This window comes from Klebsiella terrigena (assembly GCF_006539725.1).
In the GTDB taxonomy this organism is placed as follows: Bacteria; Pseudomonadota; Gammaproteobacteria; order Enterobacterales; family Enterobacteriaceae; genus Klebsiella; species Klebsiella terrigena.
The window spans coordinates 15,092-28,035 of sequence record NZ_BJNO01000025.1; the positions used below are offsets into that span (position 1 = coordinate 15,092).

General features: G+C 57.1%; 13 protein-coding genes. 9 read left to right on the forward strand and 4 right to left on the reverse strand.

What is annotated here, in order from left to right; all coding sequences use genetic code 11:
* Window positions 1-852: 852 nt before the first annotated feature.
* The 7 genes from sufA (at window position 853) to ldtE (ending at window position 7,525) form a co-directional block, all read left to right on the forward strand.
* Window positions 853-1,230 carry a Fe-S cluster assembly scaffold SufA gene (gene sufA / locus RTE01_RS22005; RefSeq protein WP_041146031.1) on the forward strand — a complete coding sequence of 126 codons (378 nt, stop codon included), beginning with the start codon at window positions 853-855 and terminating at the stop codon, window positions 1,228-1,230.
* Window positions 1,231-1,232: 2 nt separating this feature from the next.
* Window positions 1,233-2,720 (forward strand): Fe-S cluster assembly protein SufB, encoded by a 1,488-nt coding sequence (sufB, locus tag RTE01_RS22010; RefSeq protein WP_041146030.1) that lies wholly within the window; start codon window positions 1,233-1,235, stop codon window positions 2,718-2,720.
* A gap of 66 nt (window positions 2,721-2,786) precedes the next feature.
* Window positions 2,787-3,533: a Fe-S cluster assembly ATPase SufC gene (sufC, locus tag RTE01_RS22015; RefSeq protein ID WP_134526512.1), complete on the forward strand. Its 747-nt coding sequence runs from the start codon at window positions 2,787-2,789 to the stop codon at window positions 3,531-3,533.
* Window positions 3,508-4,782: a Fe-S cluster assembly protein SufD gene (sufD, locus tag RTE01_RS22020; RefSeq protein ID WP_141335361.1), complete on the forward strand. Its 1,275-nt coding sequence runs from the start codon at window positions 3,508-3,510 to the stop codon at window positions 4,780-4,782. Before sufC ends, sufD begins: the two co-directional genes overlap by 26 nt.
* On the forward strand, window positions 4,779-5,999 hold the full coding sequence (gene sufS / locus RTE01_RS22025) for a cysteine desulfurase SufS (RefSeq protein ID WP_134526509.1): 1,221 nt from the start codon (window positions 4,779-4,781) through the stop codon (window positions 5,997-5,999). The genes sufD and sufS overlap by 4 nt, the downstream gene beginning before the upstream one ends.
* 11 nt (window positions 6,000-6,010) lie before the next feature.
* On the forward strand, window positions 6,011-6,427 hold the full coding sequence (gene sufE, locus RTE01_RS22030; protein WP_134526506.1) for a cysteine desulfuration protein SufE: 417 nt from the start codon (window positions 6,011-6,013) through the stop codon (window positions 6,425-6,427).
* Window positions 6,428-6,526: 99 nt separating this feature from the next.
* Window positions 6,527-7,525 carry a L,D-transpeptidase LdtE gene (ldtE, locus tag RTE01_RS22035; RefSeq protein WP_076947624.1) on the forward strand — a complete coding sequence of 333 codons (999 nt, stop codon included), beginning with the start codon at window positions 6,527-6,529 and terminating at the stop codon, window positions 7,523-7,525.
* A gap of 64 nt (window positions 7,526-7,589) precedes the next feature.
* On the opposite strand, the gene lpp is transcribed toward ldtE, so the two are convergent.
* The 3 genes from lpp to ynhH all read right to left on the reverse strand — a co-directional run bounded on the left by lpp (window position 7,590) and on the right by ynhH (window position 9,834).
* Window positions 7,590-7,826: a murein lipoprotein Lpp gene (gene lpp / locus RTE01_RS22040; protein ID WP_001082307.1), complete on the reverse strand. Its 237-nt coding sequence runs from the start codon at window positions 7,824-7,826 to the stop codon at window positions 7,590-7,592.
* 312 nt (window positions 7,827-8,138) lie between these two features.
* Window positions 8,139-9,551: a pyruvate kinase PykF gene (gene pykF / locus RTE01_RS22045; protein ID WP_041146024.1), complete on the reverse strand. Its 1,413-nt coding sequence runs from the start codon at window positions 9,549-9,551 to the stop codon at window positions 8,139-8,141.
* 7 nt (window positions 9,552-9,558) lie between these two features.
* Entirely contained in the window at window positions 9,559-9,834 is a 276-nt protein-coding gene (gene ynhH, locus RTE01_RS26735; protein WP_421673175.1) for a protein YnhH, read from the reverse strand.
* A 221-nt stretch (window positions 9,835-10,055) separates the two neighbouring features.
* Here ynhH and fumD point away from each other — a divergent pair, with 221 nt between their 5' ends.
* Window positions 10,056-10,271 carry a fumarate hydratase FumD gene (gene fumD / locus RTE01_RS22050; protein WP_041146023.1) on the forward strand — a complete coding sequence of 72 codons (216 nt, stop codon included), beginning with the start codon at window positions 10,056-10,058 and terminating at the stop codon, window positions 10,269-10,271.
* A gap of 23 nt (window positions 10,272-10,294) precedes the next feature.
* Here fumD and RTE01_RS22055 read toward each other — a convergent pair whose 3' ends face one another.
* A complete protein-coding gene (locus tag RTE01_RS22055; RefSeq protein ID WP_134526503.1) occupies window positions 10,295-10,933 on the reverse strand; it encodes a TetR/AcrR family transcriptional regulator in 639 nt (212 codons plus the stop codon).
* 125 nt (window positions 10,934-11,058) lie between these two features.
* On the opposite strand from RTE01_RS22055, the gene RTE01_RS22060 reads away from it, so the two are divergent.
* Window positions 11,059-12,912 (forward strand): bifunctional sugar phosphate isomerase/epimerase/4-hydroxyphenylpyruvate dioxygenase family protein, encoded by a 1,854-nt coding sequence (locus tag RTE01_RS22060; RefSeq protein ID WP_141335363.1) that lies wholly within the window; start codon window positions 11,059-11,061, stop codon window positions 12,910-12,912.
* The last annotated feature ends 32 nt before the right edge of the window (window positions 12,913-12,944 follow it).

The following is a 12,944-nucleotide window of genomic DNA, read 5'->3' on the forward strand; positions in this document are numbered from 1 at the left end:
TATTAACGACTGTGGAGGGTCTGCAGAAGGGCGCGCGGGGAGGTAAAACCGAGGGCCGGTTTCATCAGGACACGGCTATGGCCGGGCGATAAACGGCGAGAATCGGAACAGCGGCGGCAAAGAGCTGTGGCGCAACAGGCTTTCAGTCCAGCAGTACGCTCATCACCAGAAGAACGACCATGCACATCGACATAATACTGATATCTATCATCCGTTACGACAAAAGCTCCAGGTTATCAGCGGCTCCGACATCATGCCGAAAACTGTAGAAAATATAGACGGGGATTGTACACCAGCTTGATCATGGTGATTAAAACTTAATCCCCGCGGGACGGGCGACTTTATAACCAAAATGTCTACGTATAGCCACACAACACCCCTTGTTTTCAGATAATACTTATAGATTGGAGGTGATACTCGTGGGGTCAGTCAACGTTAAGCGATTGTATAAGGTTTTAGCGGCATAGCTGAAAAGCCGCGCGCCTTCAGCGCCGGGCCGGAATAGGCCGGAAGGGAGTGATGGCGCAACGGTGTAACTATATAACCCGCTGAATATCCGATAACCTGCTGAAAGGCGGATTTTTTCATCTCCTATCTCAAAAATCGGTATTTTCGATGCATCTTTTCCATTGCCGCATTTTCTGCCAACCCATATCAGATAACTTATTATTTTTCAGTCTATTAAATAGAAAAAATGAGACCTGATAAGCAGTAAAGCAGGGTCTATGCTTATAAAAAGGGCCATAAAAGAGTCTCAGGGGCGAATACCCCTTCTCCAGATGGGTTGAAGTGATAATCGTTATCACTAACATGGTGAGATGCCCTGATGGCGCCAACCAATGAGGTAGACCGATGGAATTACAAGCAGGAACCTTTAACCCCGACGATTTTAACTGGCGTGGCCTGATCATGACGCCCGCTGCCGCTGCCCATATTCGTGAGCTGGTGAGCAAGCAGCCGCCGATGCAGGGGCTGCGTCTTGGCGTGAAAACCAGCGGCTGTGCCGGCTTTGCCTACGTCATGGAGCTTATCGCAGAGCCCGCGAAAGACGATCTGCTGTTTGAGTTCGAAGGCGCGAAGCTGTGGGCGCCGCTGCAGGCCATGCCGTTTATTGATGGTACGGAGCTGGATTACGTTCGGGAAGGATTAAATGAAATCTTTAAGTTTCATAACCCGAAAGCGCAGCACGAGTGCGGCTGCGGTGAAAGCTTTGGGGTTCAGGCGGAGTAATTATGTCTCGTAATACTGAAACAACTGACGATGTCAAAACCTGGACCGGCGGGCCGCTGAATTATAAAGAAGGCTTTTTTACCCGGTTACAGACCGATGAGCTGGCCAAGGGCATCAACGAAGAGGTGGTGCGGGCGATCTCCGCCCGCCGCAACGAGCCGGAGTGGATGCTGGAGTTCAGACTGAGCGCTTTCAGAGCGTGGCTGGAGATGGAAGAGCCGCACTGGCTCAAGGCGCACTACGATAAGCTGGACTATCAGGACTACAGCTACTATTCCGCGCCATCCTGCGGCAACTGCGACGACACCTGCGCCTCCGAGCCGGGTGCGGTGCAGCAAACCGGCCCCGCCGACTATCTGACCAGCGAAGTCGAAGAGGCCTTCAATCTGCTGGGCGTGCCGGTACGCGAAGGACGCGAAGTGGCGGTAGACGCCATCTTTGACTCGGTCTCGGTCGCCACCACCTACAGGGAAAAGCTGGCGGAGCAGGGCATTATCTTCTGCTCCTTCGGCGAAGCGATTCACGATCATCCGGAGCTGGTGAAAAAATATCTCGGCACCGTGGTGCCCGGCAATGACAACTTCTTCGCCGCGCTGAACGCCGCGGTCGCCTCCGACGGCACCTTTATCTACGTGCCGAAAGGCGTGCGCTGCCCGATGGAGCTATCGACCTATTTTCGCATCAATGCGGAAAAAACCGGCCAGTTTGAACGCACGATCCTCGTCGCCGACGAGGGCAGCTACGTCAGCTATATCGAAGGCTGCTCGGCGCCGGTTCGCGACAGCTACCAGCTGCACGCGGCGGTGGTTGAGGTCATCATCCACAAAGATGCCGAAGTAAAATACTCCACGGTGCAGAACTGGTTCCCCGGGGATAACAACACCGGCGGGATCCTCAACTTCGTCACCAAGCGGGCGCTCTGTGAAGGCGACAACAGCAAAATGTCGTGGACCCAGTCGGAGACCGGCTCGGCGATAACGTGGAAGTATCCGAGCTGTATTCTGCGCGGCGACAACTCCATCGGCGAGTTCTTCTCGGTGGCGCTGACCAGCGGCCACCAGCAGGCGGATACCGGCACCAAAATGATTCATATCGGTAAAAACACCCGCTCGACGATTATCTCCAAAGGGATCTCAGCCGGTAAAAGCCAGAACAGCTACCGCGGGCTGGTCAAAATTATGCCGACGGCGACCAACGCGCGAAACTTTACCCAGTGTGACTCGATGCTGATCGGGCCGGACTGCGGGGCGCACACCTTCCCGTACGTCGAGTGCCGTAACAACAGCGCCCAGCTGGAGCATGAAGCCACCACCTCGCGAATTGGTGAAGATCAGCTCTTCTACTGCCTGCAGCGCGGGATCAGTGAAGATGATGCGATCTCCATGATCGTTAACGGCTTCTGTAAGGATGTCTTCTCAGAGCTGCCGCTGGAATTTGCCGTGGAAGCGCAAAAACTGCTGGCGATTAGCCTTGAACACAGCGTCGGTTAACAGTCTGGCCCATGCCGGCTGCGCGATGGCGCCGCCCGAAGCAGACTGCCGAATTAAGGAATATACATGTTAAGCATTAAAGATTTGCAGGTATCCGTTGACGATAAAGAGATCCTGCGCGGGTTGAACCTCGATATCCGACCCGGCGAAGTTCACGCCATTATGGGGCCCAACGGCTCCGGGAAAAGCACGCTCTCCGCAACGCTCGCCGGACGGGAAGACTACGAGGTGACCGGCGGCAGCGTTGAGTTTAAGGGCAAGGATCTGCTCGAGCTCGCGCCGGAGGATCGCTCGGGGGAGGGGATCTTCATGGCCTTCCAGTATCCGGTGGAAATTCCGGGCGTCAGCAACCAGTTTTTCCTGCAAACGGCGCTGAACGCGGTGCGCCGCTATCGCGGGCAGGAGCCGCTGGATCGCTTCGATTTTCAGGATCTGATGGAAGAGAAAATTAAGCTGCTGAAGATGCCGGAAGATCTGCTGACCCGCTCGGTCAACGTCGGCTTTTCCGGCGGCGAGAAAAAGCGCAACGACATTCTGCAGATGGCGGTGCTGGAGCCGGAGCTGTGCATTCTCGATGAGTCCGACTCGGGGCTGGATATCGACGCCCTGAAGATCGTATCTGACGGCGTTAACGCGCTGCGCGACGGCAAGCGCGCGTTTATTATCGTCACCCACTACCAGCGGATTCTCGACTATATCAAGCCTGATTACGTCCACGTGCTGTATCAGGGGCGGATCGTCAAATCCGGCGACTTCACCCTGGTCAAACAACTGGAGGAGCAGGGCTATGGCTGGCTTACCGAACAGCAGTAACGCGCTGCAGCAGTGGCACCACCTGTTTGAACAGCAGGCGGAGCAGCGAACGCCGGAAGCGCACCAGCACCTGCAGCAGGCGCTGCGCCTGGGGCTGCCGACGCGTAAGCATGAGCACTGGAAATATACCCCGCTGGATGCGCTGCTCGGCGGCACTTTTGTTGCCCCGCAACCCGAGGCGCTAACCGAGGCGCAGCGGGACGCGCTGGCGCTCTCCGTCGACGCCTGGCGGCTGGTGTTTATCGATGGCCGCTACAGCGAAGCGTTGAGCGACGCGCTGGGCGACAGCGGTTACGAAGTAAATATCGATAACCAGCGTCAGGCGCTGCCCGACGCGCTGCAGCCAGAGCTGTTTCTGCACCTGACCGAAAGCCTGGCACCGACGGTGACCCGCATTCGCGTGAAGCGCAACCAGCGCCCCGCGAGGCCGCTGCTGATCATGCACGTGACGCGCGGGCTGGCGGGCGAAGAGATGAACACCGCGCACTACCGGCATCATCTGGAGCTGGAGAGCGGCGCGGAGGCGACGATTATCGAGCACTACGTCAGCCTCAACGAACAGCGCCATTTCACCGGCGGACGGCTGACCGCCGCTGTGGCGGATAACGCCCATCTGCAGCATATCAAGCTGGCGTTTGAAAACGCCCAGAGCTTCCACTTTGCCCACAACGACCTCTCTCTGGGCCGCGATGCGTCGGCCTTTAGCAGCAGCTTCCTGCTCGGTGGCGCGGTGCTGCGCCAGAATACCAGCGTGCAGCTGCGGGGTGAGAACAGCAACCTGCGCATCAACTCGCTGGCGATGCCGGTCAAAAACGAGGTCTGCGACAGCCGCACCTGGCTGAACCATGACGTCGGCTACTGCAACAGCCGCCAGCTGCATAAAACCATCGTCAATGACAAAGGCCGGGCGGTGTTTAATGGCCTGATTAACGTTGCGCCGAACGCGATTAAAACCGACGGCCAGATGACCAACAACAATCTGCTGTTAGGCCGGCTGTCGGAGGTGGATACCAAGCCGCAGCTGGAGATTTACGCCGATGACGTCAAGTGTAGCCACGGAGCCACCATCGGGCGCATCGACGACGAACAGCTGTTTTACCTGCGCTCGCGTGGCATTACCCAGCAGGCGGCGCAGCACATGATCCTGTACGCATTCGCCGCCGAGCTGACGGAAGCCATCGGCGACGTGGCGCTCAGGCAGCAAATTCTCGCGCGCATCGGCCAGCGTTTACCGGGAGAGACAGCATGACATTTTCTGTTGAACGAGTCCGCGCAGATTTTCCGCTGCTCGGCCGGGAGGTCAACGGCCAGCCGCTGGTCTATCTGGACAGCGCCGCCAGCGCGCAAAAGCCGGAGGCGGTGATTCGCGCCGAGGCGGAGTTTTACCGTCATGGCTATGCCGCCGTGCATCGCGGTATTCACACTCTCAGCGCAGAGGCGACGACGCGCATGGAGCAGGTTCGCCAGCATGCGGCAACCTTCCTCAACGCGCGCTCAGCGGAAGAGCTGGTCTTCGTTCGCGGCACTACCGAAGGCATCAACCTGGTCGCCAATAGCTGGGGCAACGCCAACGTGAGGGCCGGGGATAACATCATCGTCAGCGCCATGGAGCATCACGCCAATATCGTTCCGTGGCAGCTGCTCTGCGCCCGGGTAGGTGCCGAGCTACGGGTGATCCCGCTCAATCCGGACGGAACCCTGCAGCTGGATGCGATACCGGGCCTGTTCGATGCGCGCACCCGCCTGCTGGCCATCACCCAGGTCTCTAACGTGCTGGGCATTGAAAACCCGGTGCCGGCGCTGATCGCCCTGGCGCATCAACACGGTGCCAGGGTGCTGGTGGACGGCGCTCAGGCGGTGATGCATCACGCGGTGGACGTCCAGGCGCTGGACTGCGACTTCTACGTCTTCTCCGGACATAAGCTGTACGGCCCGACCGGGATCGGGATCCTCTACGGTAAAGCGGACCTGCTGGATGAGATGCCGCCGTGGGAAGGGGGCGGTTCGATGATCGCCACCGTCAGCCTGACCCAGGGCACCACCTGGGCAAAGGCGCCGTGGCGCTTTGAAGCGGGGACGCCAAATACCGGCGGCATTATCGGGCTTGGCGCGGCGCTGGAGTACGTCAGCGCGCTGGGGCTTGCGCAGATCGGCGAATATGAACAGACCCTGATGCGCTATGCGCTGCAGGAGCTGACAAAAGTGCCGGACCTTATCGTCTACGGCCCGCCGCAGCGGCTCGGGGTGATAGCCTTTAATCTCGGGGCGCACCACGCCTACGACGTTGGCAGCTTCCTCGATAACTACGGCATCGCCATCCGCACCGGCCATCACTGCGCCATGCCGCTGATGGACTTCTTTAGCGTACCGGCGATGTGTCGGGCGTCGCTGGCGATGTACAATACGACGGAAGACGTGGATCGGCTGGTCGCAGGACTACAGCGCATTCACCGGCTATTAGGCTAAAGGAAGCAATCATGGCGGCGTTACCGGATAAAGATAAACTGCTGCGCAACTTCAGCCGTTGCGCGAACTTGGAAGAGAAGTACCTCTATATTATTGAGCTTGGCCAGCGGCTGGCGCCGCTGAGCGCCGGGGAGCATACGGCGCAAAATATTATCCAGGGCTGCCAGAGCCAGGTATGGATTGTTATCGAGCAGAGCGAATCAGGCGTGCTCGCGCTGCGCGGCGATAGCGATGCGGCTATCGTCAAGGGGCTCATCGCCGTGGTGTTTATCCTCTATGACCAGATGACGGCCAAGGATATCACCGCCTTTGACGTTCGCCCGTGGTTTGAAAAGATGGCGCTGACTCAGCACCTTACGCCATCGCGGTCGCAGGGGCTGGAAGCCATGATTCGCGCAATTCGCGCGAAAGCCGCAAATCTTAGCTAGAATAAACAGGTAGATTTCATTCTGTTACGTTCGGTGGGAACGCGTTTCCCGCCGATATACAGATCCTGGCGTTTTATTAGCGAAAGAAGGAATCTCAGTATGAAACGCGCGACTCTCCTCACGATATCCCTTCTGACGGCCCTGAGCGCTCAGCACGGCGCCTGGGCGGTAGATTACCCACTTCCTCCTGCTAACAGCAGGATCATTGGTCAAAATCAATTCTGGACGGTACAGGAGGGGGATCGCAACCTGCAGGCGATTGCTCGTCACTTTGATACCGCGGCAATGCTGATCCTCGAAGCTAACGATACGCTGGCACCGGTGGAACCTAAACCGGGCACCCAGGTGCTGATCCCGTCGCAGATGCTGCTGCCCGACACGCCTCGGGAGGGGATTGTGGTGAACCTGGCGGAGCTGCGGCTGTACTACTTCCCGCCGGGGCAAAATTTGGTTCAGGTCTATCCGCTCGGCATTGGCCAGCTTGGTCTGGAAACGCCGGAGATGACCACCCGCGTTGGGCAGAAGATCCCCAATCCAACCTGGACCCCGACGGCGGGCATCCGCGCCCGCTCGCTGGAGAAAGGGATTAAGCTGCCGCCCGTTATCCCGGCGGGGCCAAACAACCCTCTGGGACGCTATGCGCTGCGTCTGGCATACGGTAACGGCGAATACCTCATTCACGGCACCAACGCGCCGGACAGCGTTGGCCTGCGGGTCAGCTCCGGCTGTATGCGCATGAACGCCGCCGACATTCAGGCGCTCTTTAGCCAGGTGAAGACCGGAACGCCGGTACGCATCATCAATCAGCCGGTGAAGTTTGCGGTTGAGCCGGACGGCAGGCGCTACGTCGAGGTACACCGGCCGCTGTCGCAGGATGAAAGCGGCAATACCCGCACCATTGCCTATACGCTGCCGGCAGAATTCCATCAGTTTTCCGGCGATAAGTCCGTTGATGAGGCGCAGCTAAAGCGCGCGCTGTCGAGACGAGCGGGCTATCCGGTGGTGGTTTCTGGCGGTGAGCAGAGCAGTACTGGAGGGGCGGTATCGAATTTGTCTGTGCAGAATGCGCCGGTGGATGAGAGCAAAAGAGTGCAGTAAATCGGGCAGAGCGGGGCAAAAAAAATGGCGCACAATGTGCGCCATTTCTATTACACAGGCACTATTACTTACGGTATTTAGTAGCCTGGTTGTCCAGACGCTGGTTAGCGCGTGCTGCGTCATCTTTAGCAGCCTGAACGTCGGAACGCATTGCGTTCACGTCGTTGCTCAGCTGGTCAACTTTAGCGTTCAGAGTCTGAACGTCAGAAGACAGCTGATCGATTTTAGCATTGCTGGAGCAACCAGCCAGCAGAGTAGAACCCAGGATTACCGCGCCCAGTACCAGTTTAGTACGATTCATTATTAATACCCTCTAGATTGAGTTAATCTCCATGTAGCGTTACAAGTATTACACAAACTTTTTTGGGATGAGAATATTTTTTTACGGTAATACGCCTATTTTTGATCGTTCGCTCAAAGAAACAACGAATTTGGCAGATTAGTTTAAAAAGCTGTGTGAAAACAGGACGCTTCCATCGGATTCATCTTAGATAATCTCTTATTAAATAGTAAATTCCGATTTGCATTTTTATTAAGAGTAGCTAGTGATTGAATAAAAAAAAAGCGCCTCAGGGAGGCGCCTTTAAAAAAACAGCTATTAACCTGTAAATTATTACAGCACGTGCACGGATGCGGTATTGGTTGTTCCGCTAGGAACCAGCGCACCGGAGACCATCACAACAACGTCGCCTTTACGTGCCAGACCGCTCTGCAGGGCCAGCTCTTTGCCCAGACGGTAGAAGTCGTCGGTAGAGGCCAGCTGCTCAACCAGCTGCGGTACAACGCCTTTGGTCAGCACCAGCTGACGGGCGGTGGTCTGGTTGGTAGTCAGCGCCAGGATGGTGGCATCCGGGAAGTATTTACGCACGGCGCGAGCGGATTTACCGCCCTGGGTGGCGACGACGATCAGCGGCGCTTCCAGTTTTTCGGCGGTCTCAACGGCACCACGACACACGGCTTCGGTGATGCGCAGCTTGCGGTTGTCGTTGTTGAACTCCAGACGGCTGGTCATCACGCGGTCAGTACGCTCGCAGATGGTCGCCATAATAGTGACGGCTTCCAGCGGGTATTTACCTTTGGCCGATTCGCCGGAGAGCATCACGGCGTCGGTGCCGTCAAGGATGGCGTTAGCAACGTCGCCGGCTTCCGCACGGGTCGGACGCGGGTTCTTGATCATGGAGTCCAGCATCTGGGTGGCGGTGATAACCACTTTGCGCGCGCGGATACATTTTTCGATGATCATTTTCTGGGCGAAGATAACTTCTTCAACCGGGATTTCAACGCCCATGTCACCACGAGCAACCATGATGCCGTCAGAGGCTTCAAGGATTTCGTCGAAGTTGTTCAGGCCTTCCTGGTTTTCGATCTTGGAGATGATCTGGATGTTGTCGCCGCCGTTAGCCTTCAGGTGCTCGCGGATTTCTACCACGTCAGAACGCTTACGGATAAAGGATGCGGCAACAAAGTCAACGCCCTGTTCGCAGCCGAAGATCAGATCCTGTTTGTCTTTCTCAGCCAGCGCCGGCAGAGCGATAGAGACGCCCGGCAGGTTAACGCCTTTGTTCTCGCCGAGGTCGCCGTTATTCAGCACTTTACAGATAACGTTTTTACCTTCGATGGCGGTCACTTCCATGCCGATCAGACCATCGTCAACCAGGACGGTGTTGCCTACGGAGAGGTCAGAGGTAAAACCTTCATAGGTGACAGCGACGATTTCGTTGTTGCCGACCACGGATTTGTCAGTGGTGAAGGTGAAGGTCTGGCCCGCTTTCAGGGAGACATCATTGCCGCCTTCCAGCTTGATGGTGCGAATTTCCGGACCTTTGGTATCCAGCAGGATAGCGGCGGTTTTACCGGTTTTGCTCACCACATTGCGCAGGTTCTTGATGCGCTGACCGTGTTCAGCATAGTCGCCGTGAGAGAAGTTCAGACGCATGACGTTCATGCCCGCGTCCAGCATCTTGGTTAACATCTCTTCGGATTCGGTTTTCGGACCGATGGTGCAAACGATTTTGGTCTTTTTCATGAAGGTATTAGTCTTTAAGTTGTGAAGGATTGGGGAATCTCGCTCCGTGGGCGCAGTGCCGTGGAGTCAAACCTGTATTGCGAAAGTTGCTATGGCACGCTCTAAGGATAGGTGACAACAAAAAAGCGTGCAGAAGAATGTGTGCTGGCGGTTCAGCCCATGAAAAGAGGCAATTTTGTATGCTTTTAGTCATGCAGTCCAATGTGCTGAAACCATTCAAGAAAGATTCGGTGTGCATTATACGACGATGAAACAAAAAAGGAAAATGAAAACAACGTTTCATTTTTCGTTATACAAACGCAACAAAACTCACACCAATTACAATCTTATATGCAACACAAATTTTCGCCAGCCGCCAGGCTAAATCGGCCCCGCGCGCGGTTTTTGCCGTGGTTTTGTTGCGGAAATTCGCCATTAGCGAAGAAACGGCGGGCTGGTTTGATTTATACGGAAAACATATCAATAATGATTTGATTGATAATGATAATTTGTGAGCGAAATTCGATGGGAAACCGAGCAAAAGACGACGAGTTATACCAGGAAATGTGCCGCGTGGTGGGGAAAGTGGTGCTTGAAATGCGCGATCTTGGTCAGGAACCGAAACATATCGTGATTGCCGGCGTCGTGCGCACCGCGCTGGCCAATTCAAAAATCGCCCGCTCTGAGCTAACGCATGAAGCGATGACCCGGGTTATTCACGCCTTATCCGGGCATGAATAACGCCGACGGCCGCGCTTCAGGCTTCAGGAGATAACGAAGCGCACCACCGCTTTTACCGCAATATCGCAGTGGTGGGCGACCATCGCTTCATCGTCGATTTCCGACAGCGGATCGTCGAGATAGAGGCTGTTGAAGGTGTAAAAGTTCGAGACCTGATAAAAGCTAAAGCTGCTGATCAGCCGATGGACGTCCCGCGCCTCAAGCCCGGCCTGAAAAACTCCCTGCTGCTGCCCGCGCTGGAGAATATCCTCGAGGATAGACAGGGCGGTTCGGTTCAGTGGTTTTAGCTGCCCGGACGCCTGCAGCCACTTCCCGCGCTGCATATTCTCCATACAGATAACGCGCATAAAGTCGGCGTGCGTCGCGTGATAGCGCACGCTCCACTTCACCAGCTGAACCAGCGCTTCAACCGGCGGAAGTTGCTCCAGCCCGAGCTGCTGCTCCGTCTCGCGGATGCGGGCGTAGACGTGCTGCAGTACCGCCTGATACAGCTGCTCTTTACTTTTGAAGTAGTAGACCACCATCCGCTTGGTGGTCTGTGCTTCGACGGCAATCTGCTCCATCCGCGCCCCCGAAAGCCCGTGTTCGGCAAATACGGCAATCGCGGCGGCGAAGATCCGCTCTTTCAGGGATTGTGCTTCATCATGAGCAACCACGGACATAACCACTCCTTTATTCTGAGAGACAAAAAATACACATAACGATCACAATTTAGCAACCTCATGTGGCGCGAGTGAACCAAATGATACATATTCAGGGCTCACGTCCGCTGATGACACGAGGATCTATGCTGCGCTCAATCGCCACCGTCTCGATTTCCGGTACCTTACCTGAAAAGCTTCACGCCATTGCCGCTGCGGGTTATCAGGGCGTCGAAATCTTCGAAAACGATCTGCTCTATTATACGGGCACGCCGGCGGATATTCGTAACCTGGCGGCTGATTTAGGGCTAAAAATCACGCTTTTTCAACCCTTTCGCGATTTTGAAGGCGCCAGCCGCACGCAGTTTGCGGCCAATCTGGCGCGCGCGAAACGAAAATTCGCGCTGATGCACGAGCTCGGCTGCGACACCATGCTGCTGTGCAGCAACGTACAGCCGGAGTGCTCCGCCGATATCGCCCTGCAGGTGGCCGACCTTCGCGCTCTGGCGGATTTGGCGGAGCAGGAGGGGATTATCGTCGGCTATGAGGCGCTGGCCTGGGGGACGCACGTTAACCTCTGGCATCAGGCCTGGGAGCGGGTAAAAGCGGTCAACAGCCCGGCAATGGGCATAGTGCTCGACAGTTTCCATATCCTCGCGCGCGGCGATAATCTGGCGCGCCTGCACGAAGTGCCGGTGGATAAAATCACCTTCCTGCAGCTTGCCGACGCGCCGCTGATGAAGATGGATGTCCTCGAATGGAGCCGCCATTTCCGCTGCTTCCCCGGCCAGGGGCAGCTGCCGCTGGTGGATTTTGCCTGCGAGCTGACCCGCTGCGGCTATCGCGGCCCGTGGTCGCTGGAGATCTTTAACGATGGTTTTCGCGCCTCGCCGAACGGCGCGACGGCGAAGGACGGCTACCGCTCGCTGCTGTGGCTGGAAGAGCAGACCCGGCGCCAGTTGGCGAGCAGCGATGCGCTGCTGTTTGACGCGCCGGAGCCCGCGCACTACGCCGGGCTGGAGTTTATTGAGTTTGCCGCCAGCCCGTCCGAGGCGAAAAACCTCGGCCAGCGCCTGGCGCAGCTGGGTTTTCAGCAGGAGGGGCTGCATCGCTCCAAGCAGGTGGCGCTGTGGCGTAACGGTGCGGCACGCGCCATCGTCAACTTTCAGCCGCACAGCTGGGCCGACCATTTCCACCAGCGCCACGGGATTTCGCTGTGCGCGATGGCCCTCGGCGTCAGCCGCAGCGCGCCGATTATTGCCCGCGCTCGCGCCTACGGCTACGCCACCTGGCAGGGCGACGCCGGGCCGAATGAAAGCCCGATCCCGGCGGTTTGCGCCCCGGACGGCAGCCTGATTTATCTGATTGAGCACGGGGACGATATCTATGCCCGCGATTTCCACCTGCAGCCGCCTGCGGCCGTGCGCGATGATTACAGCGGCATCGATCACCTGGCGCTCGGGATGGAGGCGGACAGCCGCGATAACTGGATTATCTTCTTCCGCACGGTCTTCGGCTTTACGCTCGAACATGAACAGACGCTGCCGGACCCGTACGGTCTGGTGCGCAGCCTCGCGGTGCACAGCCCGCAGGGCAACATCCGCCTGGCGCTGAATATTTCTCAAAGCCGCGCGACGCAGATTGCCCGCTCCGTTGCCTGTTATCAGGGCGCGGGGCTGCAGCATGCGGCCTTCGCCTGCCGGGATCTGCCGGCCACCCTCGATAGCCTGCCTGAGGTCTCCCTCGACGCGCTGCCGATCCCGGCAAACTACTACGAGGATTTAGTGGCGCGCTTTGGCGCCGACGAGCGCGCGGCGCAGCTCAAACGTCTGCAGATCCTCTACGACCGCGATGGTCAGGGCGGCGAATTTCTGCATCTCTACACCCGACCGTTCTCATCGGGGCGTTTTTTCTTTGAATTGACCGAAAGACGCGGCGGCTACGCGCTCTACGGCGCGGCAAACGCGGCGGTACGCCTTTCGGCGATGCAGTACGGCTAGGTTGTATCAAATGGTTCATTGAGTGCGTATCA